Origin of the sequence: Flavobacterium difficile, from assembly GCF_011392115.1 — a bacterium.
In the GTDB taxonomy this organism is placed as follows: Bacteria; Bacteroidota; Bacteroidia; order Flavobacteriales; family Flavobacteriaceae; genus Flavobacterium; species Flavobacterium difficile.
In genome coordinates this window covers 1-15,657 of the sequence record NZ_JAAJBT010000003.1, presented here as the reverse complement: position 1 = coordinate 15,657, position 15,657 = coordinate 1, and the positions used below count along the sequence as shown (strand labels likewise).

The following is a 15,657-nucleotide window of genomic DNA, read 5'->3' as shown; positions in this document are numbered from 1 at the left end:
AACAGCAACCTAGAGTCATTTGTAATTAATGCTGCTTCTAATGAATGAATTTATTTAGATAATAAACCCACACCTGCACGACACTTATTACAAATATAATATTAAATTTGTCTAAAACGCAAAACTAAATGACAAACTACAAACTATCTATATTTAACAACGCGTTTCAGACAACTGGAACTGAAACAAACTTGACAAAAGAAATAAATGACATTCGAAATGGCACCTATAAACCTGAAATCATTAATTGTAGAACAGCTTTAATTGAACAAAAAAACAAAGAATTATATACCAAATATAAATCACAACTTAAAGCTGTAACATTTTGTGGAATGTTTAAAGATGGTAGAAAATTATCAAATCTTGTTCATTACAATGGTTTAATTGTTATTGACATTGACAACTTACAATCTGATAAAATTATTGAAATTAAAAAGTATTTAATTACTGATGAGTACATTATGGCTTTATGGGATTCTCCATCTTCATTAGGTTTTAAAGGACTAGTGAAAATTGATTCAAATGTTGATAATCATAAACTATACTTTTCTTCATTAAGTATTTATTTTTTACAGAAATACGATATAGAATTAGATAAAAGTGGAAGTGACATAACACGTTTATGTTATGTTTCTTGGGATGAAAATATATTCACAAATTATGATTCAAAAGTATTTTCAGACATTATTGAGGTTGAAAATAAATCATTAAAAACATCTGATAAAAATCCAAATACACAAACAGAAAAACAACCTTCAGAAAAACTAAACATATCTTTATCAAAGAGTGCTTATGCTACTGAAGGCATGAATAAACCAAATGACAAAAAACAAATAAAAAAAATTATTACTTATCTGAATAATAAAGACATATCTATTACAGATACTTTTGACAATTGGATTAAGGTTGCTGTTATTATAGCAAATAGTTTTAGTTATGATGTTGGTGAAAATTACTTTTTAAGTCTATGCAAAATAGACAAGAATAAACACGACGAACAAAAAAGCATAAATCTTTTAAAATATTGTTATAACAATAGAAAAATAAATAATTATACGAGATTAAATTTTGCTACTCTTATGTTTATAGCAACTGAAAAAGGATTTCAAAAAAAATGAGCCCAATAATAAAATTACTGAGCTCATTTTGCAAGAAGTATTATACTTTGCATTATTAGTTGCAAATTTATTTAAACTAAGTCTCAACGTGTTTTAATTCAGGCTCTAACAACTGATGAAACTTATTTAAAAGTTGTAATAAAATTTCATCCTTTAATTCATCTAAATTATATTTTCTAATTAACTTTTCAAATTCATTAATATGTATATTCTTAACTTTTTGAGGCTTTCTTAAAATTATCGCCCAATGAAATGAGCTTGTATATTTTACCAATTTATCCATATCTCTTTTAGGAATATCTTTTCTATGTTCAAATTCATCAATGATATGTAATTTCTCAATTTTATCAATAAAAAACCAAAACAATTTACTCAACTTACTTTTATCCATTAAATCATTCAAATTAAAAATTTCAAGTCGTTCTAAAATCCTTTTCATTCTAATTTTAATTTCGACTCGTAAAATATATTTGCTCGTACCATACTGCTTAGACTTATTATAAATTTTAATATTATAATCAGTAAGTTCAAATTCTTTATAATCTCCTCGACCTCCATATTTTAAATTCTTACTCGGACTTTTATGATTAAACATCATAACACATTTATCAATAATCTCTTGAGGGTCTTTATCTACTTCAATATTGAACCCAAACTCCAAATTTGTAATTTTTGTTTGTAATGGATTAATACCAGTATAGAACTTAATTTCACTTATAACACGCAACAAGTCATTATAATTAAAATCATTGTAATTATGTTCTTCATTATTAAAATAGTAATTATAAAATTTATGCAAACTCCCATTTAAAAATGCAGTACATTTTGTAATATTAACATCTAAATTCCATAATTTCCCTTTTTTGGGATAATCCAATACTTCTCCAGTATTAACACAATAAGGAGCCTTAAAATCCATTATCCCACTATCACGTACATTTTGCTCAAACTCATCTTTATTTATTGCAAAAAATCTAACATTATCAATCATAACTAAAAAACAATTTGAGTTAATCTTAATACATCACTCTTTTTATACAATATCCTTCTACCTATTTTATGAGTAGGTTTTAAAATACCATTGCGATTATGGTTATTCAATGTAACCAATGAAATTTTTAATAATTCCGCAACTTTTTTTCTTGTCATTAAAACATCTTCATCAGTGTTTTTTTGTTCTTTACTAATAAATAAAGAATCCTTTTCTTCTACTTTCATTATCATTTAACTTTTAAATTTTAAGCGAAGTTATTTTGTAAAAATGATGATTTCTCTAAAGGGGAATTAGGGGAATACTACAAAAAAAGGCTTGTGACTTAGCCACAAACCTTGTAAGATGTAAAAAAATTTTAAACTTTTTTATAAAGGGGAATTCAAAAGGGAATTATTTAATCAAAAAACTAAAATCAGATACCAATAGTTTGACTTTTTTAAATTTTGATGGCTTAGCTTGGTCACCTAAATTAATTTTATATCTATTCTCTAAAAAATGTAAAACATTTGATTTTTCTTCATAATTTCTATTAATCATTTCTTGGGAAACACAAAACTTAAAAAACTTAACAAGAGACACATTGGTTTCTAGCCAACTCAGATTATCGTCTAAATAACGAAAAGTAATAAGTTCTCTTTCAAAACTAATAAATTTGTTAATAGCTAATTGATTTCTAAAATATTTTTTAAACAAAGCTGATTCATCTAACTCTTGATTACCCAAAATATTAAAAAACAATTCAGAACAATATACTCCATATTCTTTTTTTAAATCTTTTATTAATTTCTTATAACTTGACTGATATAACTTTGAAACTTCTAATTGAATCGGATTTAAACTTTGTTTTTGAAGTGCTTCTATTGAATGATTAATTGAATTAACAGATTCAGATAATTTCTTTTTAAAAATAATATCGTTTTGAGATTTTTCTAACTCCTTTTTCAAATCTAAATAAAACTCTCTTTCTTGCAAGTCTATAATCGCCTTTAATTCTTCTTTAAAAACATCTATATCTAAATTCTTATTTAACAAATAATAATCAACTTTGAATTTATGATGCTTATTTTCAGGGTCAAAATGCTTTAAATCAATTGGCGTTTTCTCAAAATCTTCATCCAAACCTTCAACCTCATAAAAAAAGATACAATCAAATATAGTTTTATTACTGTTTGGTAATTTTGGATAAATATCAAACAAAGGATTATTTTTTAATTCAAATAATGGTACAAATTCTTTTTCTAAATCTTTAATCTCACTTTTTAGATATCTCATAGTTTAATTATAAAAACCTTCATTAACAATATTTGAAACTCTTTCCTCTTCAGTAATACGAATGTACTTATAAAATTCTTTAGTTGTAGAGTGACCACTAAATACCATAATATCCTCAACTCTTTTTCCTTCTTTAAATTTATTTGTACAAAAACTTCTTCTAGCAGTATGCGTTTTAATTAATTCATATTTTGGTTGAGTTTCTTTAAACTCCTTACCTCCTTTTGTTGAAATGCAAATTACTGGTTCATTAATTTCTGCCATTTGCCCTATTTGCTTCAGATAATTATTTATATACTGCTCCGTCATTTTTTTAGGTGGCTCACCACCATATTTGCTATTCATCATTTCTCTAATGTGAGGCTCAATATAACAATTTACTACTTTACCTGTTTTCTTCTGTTTAATCCTAAAATACTCATGTTTATTTATATTTACTAGATTTTCTTTTGTTAATCCATTGTAATCACTTATTCTTTGACCAGTACTTAATCCAATCAAAAATATATCTCTTGCTCTATCTAAATCTTGGTACTTTGACAAATCTAAATTTTTAATTTTTTCAATTTCTTGCTTATTCAAATATATTTCTGTGGTTATTTCTGAACTTATTGAAAAATCTCTATTCTTAAATTTTAAATTACTATTTATACCATCATTAGTAGCCGAATTCAATATCACTCTCAAATTTTTTACATGTTTCCTAATCGTATTTTTTTTATAATCTTGAACCTCCAAATAATGTTTAAATGAATTAAAAAATGCTTGGTCAAATGAATCAAAATTTAAATCTATATTTTTCTCTGATTCGAAGCTTCTTAACTTTGATAACGTTTGCTTATAAGACCTTAACGTAATTATACTAATTATTGGTTCTTTTTCATTTAAGAAAATTTCAGCATACTCAAAAAAAGAAATCTCTCTAACTTCTACATTTGAAACACTCGTTTTATTTGTAAAAACATCTAGCCTATCTTTTAATGCTTCTTTTGTAACTGGTATTTGTTCAGAAATCAATCTTGAGCATTCTTTATTAACTTCATTTTCTATATCTGAAAGGAAATTATTAATATAGTCTCTATCTAATATCCCAGCTTTATTCCTTATTCTCTGTTTTTCAGAATCCCAATTTTCAAAACATATTTTAAACCCAGTCGAATATTTAAATCTCATAGAACCATAAGTAAAATGCAACATCAAAAGAGACTCTTTCTTTTTGTCTTTTTCAAGCTCAACAAGAGGTTCCTTTGGTGCAAACCTAATTGTTCCTTTTGCTCTTTCAATTGTGGTTTTCATATCTAATTATTTTAAACAAAGCTATAAAATATTTTATCAGGGTGCAAGTAAGGGTGCAAATAAATATTTATTATCCTTTACTTTAATTAATTTCTTTTATTTATAAATGATTCATAACTCAATAAAAATAAGATATTTAAAGTAAAATTAAAAAAACAAAGTAAAACAAGATAAAGCATTTAGAAGTACTGGAGGTACCACTTAAACCCTGACAATGTCAGGGTTTTTTGTTTTTACTACTTTTTGTTTTTCATAAAAAAAACCGACAACTTAAAATTGTCGGTTTTTCGTTTTTATAGTAACGGTAATATTTCGTTTTTTAATCTATCATACTCACCTTGTAGAATTAAGCCGTTATCAAGCAACTTCTTATAATTGTTTAGTTTATCAAACAATTCGTCTTTAGATAAGTCGGACAGTTTTTTCTCATGTGCAGGAATAGGAACCTCCACTTCCGTATCTTGAACTGCAGGAACTACTTCAGCAGGTATAATTTCAGCAAAATGTGTTACTTCTTCTGTAGAAATCTCTTCAATAACTTCATCGAAAACAGGAGGCATTTCTTCAACAATTGAACTTGAAGTAGTTGGCTTTTTCAAACTTTCCAATTGTTCTTTAGCATAGGTATACAATTTACGTGCTTGATTTTTTGGTAAATAATCCACTGTATGTGTTAATTCTGTTTTGGTTGAAAATGTAAAATCCGAACCTAGCAAGCCTTCTTTTACAAAAGTCCCTGCAATATCATCCCAATCGTAATCCATGAATTCCATGGACAACCCTAAATTTTTAGGCTTACACAAAATAATACGCTTGTTAGTAACCACGATACTATCTGGAAAAACAGTAATGGCTGGTTTTTTCTGCACGGCAATATACCCCACTTCTTCATTGCTCATTAATAAATTAGACAATTTAGAAGTGATTTTTTCAATTGCCTTTGGATCTTGGTCTTCGTTTAATATTTTCTTTAAATTATCAATCATTTTAAAAATAGTTTAAAAGTTTTTAGTTGGTTATGTAATATCAAATGTAATGCCTAATTTTCATTATCTAGAATTTCAGCTTGTATTTTTTTAGTTAAACTCTTAAAAACCAAATCGTAAGAATCATTAATTAACTTACACATCATTGTATCGTTTACATCGGAATGAAAGTTTACCGTATTCCAATGTTTTTTACTCATGTGATAACCTGGTTGAATGGCTTCGTATTCTGTTCGAAGTTCTTCGGCTTTGTTTGGATCGCATTTTAAATTTAAACTGGGTTCATTAATTTCCCATTGTTTTAAGGAAGTTAAGCAAAACATTTTTCCACCAACTTTAAACACTAAAGTATCATCATCAAAAGGAAAATGTTCCGTTACTCCTTTTTTTGATAGGCAGAATTCGTATAATTGTTGAATGTTCATGTTTATAGTATTCCGTGTTCAGTTTTTAGTGTTCAGAATCCAAACTATACAAAATAGGCTTTGAAGGCGAAGCATCATTTTCAAAAGAAGCGAATTGCAAATTCAACAGATAACTTCCATCTGAAACCTTATCATTTACATAAATCATTTCAGTAATCGTGCAGTTAAAACGCGCATCTTCATTTACCTGATTTACATCTTTTACATTCCAAAATGCTTTATGTGCTGCTAATTTTCCTTCATCGTGTTCTTTGTCTACACTAGGCAAATCGATTAAAAGATGTTGGATTCCTTTTTCTCTAATAAAAACAGCCGCTGCTTCTTCTATATAAGGCGGATTGGTATTTGAATAGTTTTTAGATTTTTTATCTTCTGAATTCGGAATCGTTCTAATAATTATCGCTTCTGGTACATTTTCTCCCAAGGCTTTTTCAATTTGTGCCTTAGTGATAATACTATCTTCTCCAACTGACATAGGTGCAATGGAAATTAATTCCGCCGTAAAGAAAAACTGCTTCAAACACTGATTTATAGAATAAAACTCTCGCGTAATATGCCCTAAACACTCGGTATGCGTGCCGTGTGCGTGCGGATTAAAAAATATATTATTAAAATTCGTAGAGGACTTCCCTTCTGAAACTTTTCCGATCCAATCACCCATAGTTACAGGCGCAATTTCTGGTATGTTTTGATACCATGCAATCGGATTTGCATCGGTGTTAGACAAGGGTAAAGAAATATCAATGGGTTTTGATAAGTCGATTTTGAAGTTGTTTATAGTTGCTTTCATTATTTGCACGCGGAATTAACGGATATTCTAACACAGATTTAAACAGATTTTTAAAATCCGCGTCGCTAGCATCTGTCTAATCTGCGTACCAATATCAATCCAAATTTAATAAAAATAAATCGGAAGCAATCCCATCACTTAAAAATTTTCCTTTTTTGGTGGTTTTTAAAACATTATTTACGATTTCCAACAAATTATCTGAAATGAATTTTTCTGATTGTTTTTGTAAATACTCCAAATATTTGGTTCCGAATTCCGTTTCAATTTTCTCTAAAGAAACGCCCCAAATCGTTCGTAAACCTGTCATGATATATTCGTTGTATTGATCGGTTTTAGATAAAGTTTCGGTTTCGGATGGTAACTGATTTTCTGCAATCGCTTTCAAATACAAAGAATTATTAGCGATATTCCAACTTCTACTTGTACCATTATAACTGTGCGCTGATGGTCCAATGCCAATATATTTTTTACCCAACCAATAGGCTGTATTGTTTTTCGAAAAGTAATCTGGTTTACCAAAATTGGACAATTCGTAATGTACCAATCCGTTTTCTTGTAGTTTGTCTATTAAAATATAAAAATGTTGTTGCGCCAAATCGTCATCTAATCTCGGAATTGAACCCGATTTTATCATTTTATGCAAAGCCGTTTTGGGCTCTACAGTTAAAGCATAACTAGAAATATGTGGAATACGGAACGAAAGCGCCGTTTCTATATTTTGCAGCCATTTTTCATTGCTCATATTAGGCATTCCGTAAATTAAATCTATGGAAATGTTATCAAAATGTTGCGTCGCGAATGCTAAACATTTTTTGGCTTCTACCGAATTATGTGCGCGATTCATTAATTGCAAATCGTCTTCAAAGAAAGATTGCACACCAATTGATAAGCGATTTATGGGCGAATTGGCATATTGAAGAATCGTTTGTTCATCTAAATCATCCGGATTCGCTTCTAAAGTTATTTCTGGATTTTCAATTACTTTATAATTTTCATAAACCTTGTCAATCAACAATCGAATATCATCAATTGTTAATACACTTGGTGTTCCTCCACCAAAATAGATCGTTTCAATTGATTCGTTTTGAGATTCGTTTTTACGTAATTCCATTTCTTTCGCCAACGCCAAAACCATTTCGTCTTTCTTCTTCATGGATGTCGAAAAATGAAAATCGCAATAATGACAAGCTTGCTTGCAGAATGGGATGTGGATGTATATGCCGCTCATTTGAAAGTATTCAGTGGTCAGTTTTTAGTATTCAGTTTGGAATTAGATAAAATCAAAACTATTTTTTAACTCCGAATTTTCTGGATTTAAAATCATAAAATTTATTAGTTTCCCTATTTCATTACTTTTTAGAAATCAAACTATCATATTCAATTTCTGAAATATATTCACATTTAAAAGCAAACTCTAACCAACCTTGAGTTTCGGAATTTTCAGCATCAGAATCGGTTAATTTACTGTGAAAATGTTTTGGATATTCCCTTTTTCTATAAGCCTCCGCAATTGTTATTGGCACGCTTCTAGAACTTCTCCTGATTTGGTCTGTTAAAGAGTATATTTCTTCTTTTGGGAATTTTTTTGTTGTGGCGAATATTTCCATTGCTAATGAAAATGATTTTTGATAGGCGAATAAATCTTGAAATCTCATATAAATTAATTTTTTTTTCTAATACTAAACACAAAGTCTGAACACTAGAAACTGAACACTGAACACTATTTTTTCACTCTAGATTCATTCTGTTTCACAAAAGCATCCCAACCGGAATAGCTTGTAGTTCCCACTACTTTTCCCGTATTGAAAAAATGACAAACTGCCGCTGCTAATCCGTCTGTAGAATCGAGGTTTTTGGGTAAAGTTTTCAAACCTAATAATTGTTGTAGCATTTTGGCAACTTGTTCTTTACTAGCGTTTCCATTCCCAGTAATGGCCATTTTTATTTTCTTCGGCTCATATTCTGTGATTGGAATTTCTCTCGACAAACCTGCTGCCATGGCTACTCCTTGCGCTCTACCTAATTTTAGCATTGATTGTACATTTTTACCAAAAAAAGGCGCTTCAATAGCAATTTCATCTGGATGATAGGTGTCAATTAATTCGATGGTGCGTTCAAAAATGCGTTTCAACTTCATATAATGATCGTCCATTTTACTGAGTTGCAATTCGTTTAATTGGATAAACTCCATTTTTTTATTTACAACACGAATAAGTCCGAAACCCATAATAGTAGTTCCAGGATCGATGCCGAGTATGATGCGTTCGTTTGACAAAATTTTCGTTTCAGGTTTAAGGTTTCAAGTTTAAAGTTTTGTTTCTTTGCAAAATGATTTCAAACAAAACTAAACAATATCTCACACTTATAATAAAACTGGTCATTGTTTTTGGCGCTTTTTATTTTATTTACGACAAACTGGCTCACGATGATAAATTAAGTTGGAAGCAATTTTCTGATATTTTACAGCATAAATTCACAATCAGTTGGATGCTATTCATGCTATGTTTTAGTATTTTGAATCGTTTTTTAGAGATTTTAAAATGGAAGAATTTAGTTTTAGTGATTGAAAAAATTTCTTTATACACTGCAACCAAACATGTTTTAGCCGGAGTTACCGCAGGTTTATTCACACCAAACGGAATTGGCGAATATGCCGGTAAAGCGCTGTATTTCCCTAAATCGGAAACCAAACGCGTGTTGTTTTTAAATCTAATTTGCAACGGCATTCAAATGGTGCTAAGCATTATTTTCGGATTAATTGGATTATTATATTTAGGTTATACGTTGTACTTTTTTATCTTACTTGGATTTGGTTTTTTAGTAATAACTTTTCTGTTTTTAACGAAGAATGCCAATATTAAAGGGTATTCCATTGCTTTGTTTTTAGAAAAAATTGCAGAAATTCCGAAAAAAATCCATCGAAAAAACATACTGTTAGCTATTGCTAGGTATTTGACTTTTTCGCACCAATACTACTTTTTGTTTTTGGTTTTTGGTGTAGATGTTGACTATCTTACTTTGATGGCAACTATTACTGCAGTCTATTTTATTGCAAGTTCGTTACCTTCTTTTCAGTTTTTAGACTTTGTGGTAAAAGGCGGCGTGGCCATTTGGTTTTTCGACAAATTAAACATTGACGAATATATTGTGTTATTTATTAGTACTTTTATGTGGTTATTTAATGTGGTACTTCCTGTTGCAATTGGAAGTTATTTTGTGTTGATTTACAAGACGCGAGAAACTGCCACGAAGACACCAAGTCACTAAGATATTTTATGATTTTTTTCGCGCTACTTTTATTTATTTATGCGGCTTTGATAACTCAATTGGCTTTTGGCATTTCGAAAATGAACAAGCAAAACACTATTGAATCTTCTTCACCAAAAACTACTTTTTCTATAGTTGTTCCTTTTCGAAATGAAGCTGAGAATTTACCTTTTCTTTTAAATTCGATAGAGCAACTAAAGTATCCGAAGGAATTATTTGAAATCATTTTAATAGATGATGAATCGGAAGAAAAGTACGATTTACAAAATACGATTTACGACATAAAAATTATTTCAAATATCCGAAAAAGTAATTCTCCGAAAAAAGATGCGATTGAAACGGCGATACAACTAGCCAAATACGATTGGATGGTGACAACGGATGCCGATTGTGAAGTGCCAGAAAATTGGCTGCAAGTTTTTGATGCAAAAATTCAAGAAACTAATGCTCGAATGTGTGTGGGTGCTGTTGGATATGTATCTGAAAAAGGCTTTTTACACGATTTTCAAAACAATGATTTTTTAAGTTTACAAGGTGTGACTGCTGGAAGTTTCGGAATTGAAAAACCGTTTATGTGCAACGGGGCGAATTTCGCTTACGAAAAAGATTTCTTTAAACACTTAAACGGATTTGAAGGCAACAATAACTTAGCGAGCGGCGATGATGTTTTTTTGTTACAAAAAGCCTTGCAATCGGCTCCTGAAAAAATTGCTTATCTAGGGAATTTGAATATTGTTTTTACTAAAAGTTGCACTTCTTGGAACGCCTTACTTCATCAAAGAGTGCGTTGGGCAAGTAAAACTTCAGCATATACGAGTTGGTATCCGAAAATTTTAGGAACAATTGTGTTCCTGACAAATTTAAGTGGATTGTTAGTATTAGCAGTGCCTTTTTATCAATTCGAATTAATTCAATTAACCGCTTATTTTTGGATATTGAAATTTGGAATAGATTTTATGTTTTTGAAATTTAGTTCCGCCTATTTTAACTTGCCGTTTAAGAACTTTCTAGGTAGTTTTTTATGTTATCCTTTTTTTACGGTTTTAGTAGTTGGAAAAGCGTTGTTCGGAAAATTTGAATGGAAAGAAAGACAGTTTAATTAAGAGCCAAGTTAAAAGTAAAAAGATAAAAGTTTTTTTTACTTCTTTAATACCACTGGCATTTGAAATTCTGTTTTTACAGGAACACCTCTTTTTATGGCGGGATTGATTTTTGGAAAATCGGTTAATCGCAATTGAAAGATACTGTCTAATTGAGGTTTATTGTAAGCAATAGAATCTGAAATAATCGGTTCGAAATTTAAATCAGAATTAGAGGAAATAATTACTTTTACTTGAATGGTATCTAGTTGCGGAAACAATTTTGCGATACTATCGTCTTTTAATTTCGAATGCAATTGCACAGAAAGCGTTTCATAAAAACAACTTTGTTGACTGTCTTTATCCGTTAACGAATCGCATTCCGAAAAAGAAGGAAATTCGTCTACTTGCTCCCAATTGATTTTTTTGAGTTCTTGTTCTAACAAAATCTTTTCATCGGGCACTTTTTTATCGAAAAACTGGCACGATTGTAGTGAGATTAGCAGGAATAAAGCAATTACTTTGTTCATTTATTTTTTTATACATTTAGAATTTCAAAAATACACTTTTATGGAATATATTTTATTGATTTTAGGATTTTGTTTATTAATTGGCGGAATTATTGGAAGTATTTTGCCTGCTTTACCCGGTTTACCGCTTTCTTGGTTAGGATTATTGTGTTTGTTTTTTATTCCAGGGATAGAAACCAACTATTGGTTATTAGGCATAACGCTCGCTTTAACGATTGTTTTGAGTATCCTCGATTATTTTATTCCAGCCAAAGGAACCAAAATGTTTGGCGGAACTAGCTATGGTATTTGGGGAACCAATATAGGCTTAGTTGTCGGAATCTTTTTACCGATTCCATTTGCTTTTTTAATTGGTCCGTTTTTAGGTGCTTTTATTGGCGAACTCATCTATAACTCAAAAGACAAAAAACGAGCTTTTAATGCCGCATTTGGCTCGTTCTTGGGCTTTTTAGCTGGAACTTTCATGAAAGTATTTTATGGTTTCATTTTATTAGGCATTTTTACTTGGTTAGTGATAAAAAATTATAGCATATGGTTATAAAAAAAATCCCGATTAAATCGGGATTTTTTGTTTCTTATTTCTTAATGATTTTATGCATACTTTTTTGATTGTCTTCTGAAACCACTTCTAGTAGATATAAACCTGGACTATAACTAGTCATATCGATTTCAGTTATTGAAACATCCATTTTCTTATTTAACAATTGCTTGCCTAATAAGTCGTAGATGTTGACTTCAGAAATTGTACTATTCGATTTAGATTGTATATTTAAAACGGTAGAAGTTGGGTTTGGATATATTGCAAATTCATCTGTATTGAATGAAGTTGCCTCTAAAAGCGCTACAAATTCAGTTTGAAACGTATTGGTAATAATAGCTGGATTAAAATCGAAATAAATGGATGCGGTATTCGGAATTATGTCTCCAACGGCATAACCTGGTTTTGGTTTAATTTTAAAAGTAATGTACCCTTTTCCAGTCATTGTATTGGCAACAGAAACAGGCAACATAATATTATCAAACCTCCAATTTAAGTTATTCCCTACTCGATCTAAAACATACGGATGACTTGCACTTTCTACACGAATTGTATTTTCATCTAACATCGAATTTAAAACATCGTTTACTCGAACATTAATAGCACTAGCATTTCCTGTATTTTCAAATCGAATGGTATAATACAAATAGTCGTTAGACGTGAAAGAAGAATGTAAAATCTCTGGTCCATGCGCTTCTGTTTTATCATTCGGATCGTACGCATTTATGATCATTTGACTAGTTGTATTTGTGTTATTTTCTGGAGAAATATCTCCTGCCAATGGAGTTATCGTTGCGCTACTTGTTAAAAATTCCCCTGCAGTAACCGTTGGAATTGTTGGCACCATCATCGTAACATCAATTGTTCTATATTCAAAAGGTTGCAAATTGGTAAAGTTGTAAGTAAAACCGGTTGTGTTATTAACTACTCCAATTTGAGAAACTGCACTAATAGAAACTGCCGCATCTTTTGTAAAACTTATAGTTCCATTAGCAATTACCTGATTTCCCAAATTACCATATACTATTTTATTAAAATAACTAAATCCTGGTCTTGGATTATTTACTGGAACTACAACAACACCTAAATCTGAATAATTTTGTAAAGAAGTTACAGGAAAATAATACTGTGTAAGTACACCATTTGTAACCGATAAATTAGAAAAAGATGATGGATTTACGTTATACAAAGAAGCATATAATGGGTTTACTGCGTAACTTACATCATAACTACTTGAAATTGTATTTTCATAAACTGTAAATTTACCTGTTGGTGCGGTGATAGTATGAACTATTCCGTCATTGTTTTTTTCGTATTGGAAATCACCTAATGGGAAATTGACTTCGCCAGAATCTTTAGTTCCGTTATTATTTGTATCTAAAAAAGCAGTAAAAGCCATTCCGGTACAATTAATTGTTCCGGTTGAAGTTGGTAAAACATTGATATTTATCACTCCGGGTTGGTTAGAAAAATTCGTAACCATCATTAAATAATATTGCCCAGCTACTGCATTAGGAATTGCAGGATATTCAGTAGATGCAGTAGAATAACTACAACTTACAACATTAGTATTATTTACAGCGTTACAATTACCTGAACCAGTTGAAAAAGGTCCATAAACGATATAATCAATATCTAAATTATTATATAATGGCGCATTATTTCCTTGATTGATTTGTAAATTAATGGAACCTGAACTACTAATAGGCAAATTAAACCAAGTGGCATTTGGAGAAGAACCTAAACAACCTGGTGAACCACCATTAGCCACATTTATTGAATTGGTAAAAGGACTTGCTAAACTTCCACAAAGTGAATTGGCATTACTACAGTTTGAAGCAGCATTGCAATTTGATTGTGAAATTAAATTAACAGTATAAATAGCATCACAACCATTTGGAATGTTCTCTCTTACAAAAACAGAAATCATCCCAGAAGTTGCGCTAACAGATAAAGAAGTTGGATTAGCGATTGGACTAGTTTGATTTTGAGCATTAACCAATGAGGAATAATACACCAATTGGTTTAAGGTTGAAAGTTGTGCTTGAATTGTGGTTAAATCGTAAACAACTAAACCGTCATTATTAGCATCACACTGTGTAATTGAACTTAAAGTACCAGCATTGATGAAATTTTGAGCCGTTACTGTAAATGCGTTGATTTGTACTTGTTGCCCATTTACATCTTCTACTCTTGAAAATAAAGTATAAGTTCCCAAACTTAAACAATATGGCGAGGCTATTGGATTGATATCGTTAGCCGCATCTGCTTGTGAAGTATGATATGTAATAGAAAAATTAGATGGATTGTTACCATTTAGTATAATTGCATTATTGGCACTTAAATTAAAACATGTTAATCCACTTTGCTCATCAACACATTGAACTAGACTTTGAGGTTGACCTAAATTTCCACCACCATTACACCCTGTATTGAAAACAAAAGGAACTGGATTGCTATTCGATGTTGTTGAACAAATGGTAGAAATATTGCAGGAATAAGTGGAACAAGGTGTTAGGCCTGTAAATACAAAAGGAATAGAAGTAACTACAAAAGGCGAACCAATTGTAATACCATTTTGCGCAAGCGTAATTTGGTACATATTACCTGAACTAGTATTAGGATCCGACCAAGAAACCACTGCTGTTGTGTCCGTAACATTTGTGACTAAGACATTATTGGGTGGCATACATTGAGATTGTACAAATTGCAGAGAAGCAAAAAATAAAATCAATACAGAAAGTATAGTTTTTTTCATAGTTTTAGTTTTAGAATAGGAATATACAAAAAAACTAACTTTCAATAAGTTAACACTCAACATAATCGTCGAAACGTGTGTTTTTATCGATGAAATAATAAAAACAATCTGAATATAAAAAAAACAAACATTTAGACATAGTTTTGTGATACAGAATGAATATAAAATCAAAAAAGCCTTCCAAAAATGGAAAGCTTTTCATCTCGTCCCAAAAGACGAGACTACTAAACCTTTTTCGATAAAATTAATTTCTCAATAGAAAGTCGGTTTAACTTTTTTAAACGCTTTTCTTCTTTAAGCGCATCTGATTTATTTTCAAATTCATGTGTATAAACTAAAACCCAATCTTTAGATTTTGAAGTGTAAGCACTCTTGCCATCAAGATGTTTTGCTAAACGAATAATTATATCAGTTGTAAAACCTTTGTAATAAACATTACTTGATGCAGAAAATAAAATATAAACTGTAAATATCATTTGAATATAAAATCAAAAAAGCCTTCCAAAAATGGAAAGCTTTTCATCTCGTCCCAAAAGACGAGACTACTAAACCTTTTTCGATAAAATTAATTTCTCAATAGAAAGTCGGTTTAACTTTTTTAAAC

General features: G+C 30.1%; 18 protein-coding genes. 5 read left to right on the top strand and 13 right to left on the bottom strand.

Annotated features, from left to right (window positions below; all coding sequences use genetic code 11):
• Positions 1-128 precede the first annotated feature (128 nt).
• On the top strand, positions 129-1,118 hold the full coding sequence (locus G4D72_RS06140; protein WP_166076776.1) for a BT4734/BF3469 family protein: 990 nt from the start codon (positions 129-131) through the stop codon (positions 1,116-1,118).
• Positions 1,119-1,194: 76 nt separating this feature from the next.
• Here the strand turns inward: G4D72_RS06140 and G4D72_RS06135 are convergent, their stop codons facing one another.
• The 8 genes from G4D72_RS06135 to hemW all read right to left on the bottom strand — a co-directional run bounded on the left by G4D72_RS06135 (position 1,195) and on the right by hemW (position 8,109).
• Positions 1,195-2,109, bottom strand: a complete 915-nt coding sequence (locus tag G4D72_RS06135; RefSeq protein WP_166076775.1) for a hypothetical protein — start codon at positions 2,107-2,109, stop codon at positions 1,195-1,197.
• A 2-nt stretch (positions 2,110-2,111) separates the two neighbouring features.
• Entirely contained in the window at positions 2,112-2,336 is a 225-nt protein-coding gene (locus tag G4D72_RS06130; protein WP_207784876.1) for a helix-turn-helix domain-containing protein, read from the bottom strand.
• A gap of 166 nt (positions 2,337-2,502) precedes the next feature.
• On the bottom strand, positions 2,503-3,309 hold the full coding sequence (locus tag G4D72_RS06125) for a hypothetical protein (protein WP_166076774.1): 807 nt from the start codon (positions 3,307-3,309) through the stop codon (positions 2,503-2,505).
• A 78-nt stretch (positions 3,310-3,387) separates the two neighbouring features.
• Positions 3,388-4,680, bottom strand: a complete 1,293-nt coding sequence (locus tag G4D72_RS06120) for a tyrosine-type recombinase/integrase (protein ID WP_166076773.1) — start codon at positions 4,678-4,680, stop codon at positions 3,388-3,390.
• A 293-nt stretch (positions 4,681-4,973) separates the two neighbouring features.
• The gene (locus G4D72_RS06115) at positions 4,974-5,666 is read right to left on the bottom strand and encodes a PH domain-containing protein (protein ID WP_166076772.1); all 693 of its coding nucleotides are present in this window, start codon (positions 5,664-5,666) and stop codon (positions 4,974-4,976) included.
• Between the two features lie 53 nt (positions 5,667-5,719).
• Positions 5,720-6,091, bottom strand: coding sequence for an MmcQ/YjbR family DNA-binding protein (locus G4D72_RS06110; protein ID WP_166076771.1), 372 nt, complete (start codon positions 6,089-6,091; stop codon positions 5,720-5,722).
• A 25-nt stretch (positions 6,092-6,116) separates the two neighbouring features.
• Positions 6,117-6,881, bottom strand: coding sequence for a cyclase family protein (locus tag G4D72_RS06105; RefSeq protein ID WP_166076770.1), 765 nt, complete (start codon positions 6,879-6,881; stop codon positions 6,117-6,119).
• 94 nt (positions 6,882-6,975) lie between these two features.
• Complete coding sequence (gene hemW, locus G4D72_RS06100; RefSeq protein ID WP_166076769.1) at positions 6,976-8,109, bottom strand: radical SAM family heme chaperone HemW; 1,134 nt, start codon at positions 8,107-8,109, stop codon at positions 6,976-6,978.
• On the opposite strand from hemW, the gene G4D72_RS13475 reads away from it, so the two are divergent.
• The gene (locus tag G4D72_RS13475; protein WP_262887223.1) at positions 8,047-8,178 is read left to right on the top strand and encodes a hypothetical protein; all 132 of its coding nucleotides are present in this window, start codon (positions 8,047-8,049) and stop codon (positions 8,176-8,178) included. The genes hemW and G4D72_RS13475 overlap by 63 nt on opposite strands.
• Before the next feature lie 52 nt (positions 8,179-8,230).
• Here G4D72_RS13475 and G4D72_RS06095 read toward each other — a convergent pair whose 3' ends face one another.
• Both G4D72_RS06095 and ruvC read right to left on the bottom strand, forming a co-directional pair.
• The gene (locus G4D72_RS06095; protein ID WP_394367569.1) at positions 8,231-8,536 is read right to left on the bottom strand and encodes a four helix bundle protein; all 306 of its coding nucleotides are present in this window, start codon (positions 8,534-8,536) and stop codon (positions 8,231-8,233) included.
• Between the two features lie 65 nt (positions 8,537-8,601).
• Positions 8,602-9,156: a crossover junction endodeoxyribonuclease RuvC gene (gene ruvC, locus G4D72_RS06090; protein ID WP_166076768.1), complete on the bottom strand. Its 555-nt coding sequence runs from the start codon at positions 9,154-9,156 to the stop codon at positions 8,602-8,604.
• 53 nt (positions 9,157-9,209) lie between these two features.
• On the opposite strand from ruvC, the gene G4D72_RS06085 reads away from it, so the two are divergent.
• Positions 9,210-10,148: a lysylphosphatidylglycerol synthase transmembrane domain-containing protein gene (locus G4D72_RS06085; protein WP_166076767.1), complete on the top strand. Its 939-nt coding sequence runs from the start codon at positions 9,210-9,212 to the stop codon at positions 10,146-10,148.
• 80 nt (positions 10,149-10,228) lie between these two features.
• Positions 10,229-11,251 carry a glycosyltransferase family 2 protein gene (locus G4D72_RS06080; RefSeq protein ID WP_235922461.1) on the top strand — a complete coding sequence of 341 codons (1,023 nt, stop codon included), beginning with the start codon at positions 10,229-10,231 and terminating at the stop codon, positions 11,249-11,251.
• Positions 11,252-11,286: 35 nt separating this feature from the next.
• Here G4D72_RS06080 and G4D72_RS06075 read toward each other — a convergent pair whose 3' ends face one another.
• The gene (locus G4D72_RS06075) at positions 11,287-11,757 is read right to left on the bottom strand and encodes a hypothetical protein (RefSeq protein ID WP_166076765.1); all 471 of its coding nucleotides are present in this window, start codon (positions 11,755-11,757) and stop codon (positions 11,287-11,289) included.
• 40 nt (positions 11,758-11,797) lie between these two features.
• On the opposite strand from G4D72_RS06075, the gene G4D72_RS06070 reads away from it, so the two are divergent.
• Entirely contained in the window at positions 11,798-12,298 is a 501-nt protein-coding gene (locus G4D72_RS06070; RefSeq protein WP_166076763.1) for a DUF456 domain-containing protein, read from the top strand.
• A gap of 34 nt (positions 12,299-12,332) precedes the next feature.
• Here G4D72_RS06070 and G4D72_RS06065 read toward each other — a convergent pair whose 3' ends face one another.
• Together G4D72_RS06065 and G4D72_RS06060 are read right to left on the bottom strand one after the other, a co-directional pair.
• A complete protein-coding gene (locus tag G4D72_RS06065; protein ID WP_166076762.1) occupies positions 12,333-15,053 on the bottom strand; it encodes a DUF7619 domain-containing protein in 2,721 nt (906 codons plus the stop codon).
• Positions 15,054-15,277: 224 nt separating this feature from the next.
• Positions 15,278-15,529, bottom strand: a complete 252-nt coding sequence (locus tag G4D72_RS06060; protein WP_166076761.1) for a GIY-YIG nuclease family protein — start codon at positions 15,527-15,529, stop codon at positions 15,278-15,280.
• Positions 15,530-15,657: the final 128 nt, after the last annotated feature.

What these genes read in the sequence shown, in the direction of transcription:
- G4D72_RS06120 (WP_166076773.1), bottom strand. Translation starts at nt 4,680, where the DNA reads ATGAAAACCACAATTGAAAGAGCAAAAGGAACAATTAGGTTTGCACCA.
- G4D72_RS06085 (WP_166076767.1), top strand. Translation starts at nt 9,210, where the DNA reads ATGATTTCAAACAAAACTAAACAATATCTCACACTTATAATAAAACTG.
- G4D72_RS06115 (WP_166076772.1), bottom strand. Translation starts at nt 5,666, where the DNA reads ATGATTGATAATTTAAAGAAAATATTAAACGAAGACCAAGATCCAAAG.
- G4D72_RS06075 (WP_166076765.1), bottom strand. Translation starts at nt 11,757, where the DNA reads ATGAACAAAGTAATTGCTTTATTCCTGCTAATCTCACTACAATCGTGC.
- G4D72_RS06110 (WP_166076771.1), bottom strand. Translation starts at nt 6,091, where the DNA reads ATGAACATTCAACAATTATACGAATTCTGCCTATCAAAAAAAGGAGTA.
- G4D72_RS06080 (WP_235922461.1), top strand. Translation starts at nt 10,229, where the DNA reads ATGAACAAGCAAAACACTATTGAATCTTCTTCACCAAAAACTACTTTT.
- G4D72_RS06130 (WP_207784876.1), bottom strand. Translation starts at nt 2,336, where the DNA reads ATGAAAGTAGAAGAAAAGGATTCTTTATTTATTAGTAAAGAACAAAAA.
- hemW (WP_166076769.1), bottom strand. Translation starts at nt 8,109, where the DNA reads ATGAGCGGCATATACATCCACATCCCATTCTGCAAGCAAGCTTGTCAT.
- G4D72_RS06070 (WP_166076763.1), top strand. Translation starts at nt 11,798, where the DNA reads ATGGAATATATTTTATTGATTTTAGGATTTTGTTTATTAATTGGCGGA.
- G4D72_RS06065 (WP_166076762.1), bottom strand. Translation starts at nt 15,053, where the DNA reads ATGAAAAAAACTATACTTTCTGTATTGATTTTATTTTTTGCTTCTCTG.
- G4D72_RS06060 (WP_166076761.1), bottom strand. Translation starts at nt 15,529, where the DNA reads ATGATATTTACAGTTTATATTTTATTTTCTGCATCAAGTAATGTTTAT.
- G4D72_RS06095 (WP_394367569.1), bottom strand. Translation starts at nt 8,536, where the DNA reads ATGAGATTTCAAGATTTATTCGCCTATCAAAAATCATTTTCATTAGCA.
- G4D72_RS06105 (WP_166076770.1), bottom strand. Translation starts at nt 6,881, where the DNA reads ATGAAAGCAACTATAAACAACTTCAAAATCGACTTATCAAAACCCATT.
- G4D72_RS13475 (WP_262887223.1), top strand. Translation starts at nt 8,047, where the DNA reads ATGAAAATCGCAATAATGACAAGCTTGCTTGCAGAATGGGATGTGGAT.
- G4D72_RS06135 (WP_166076775.1), bottom strand. Translation starts at nt 2,109, where the DNA reads ATGATTGATAATGTTAGATTTTTTGCAATAAATAAAGATGAGTTTGAG.
- G4D72_RS06140 (WP_166076776.1), top strand. Translation starts at nt 129, where the DNA reads ATGACAAACTACAAACTATCTATATTTAACAACGCGTTTCAGACAACT.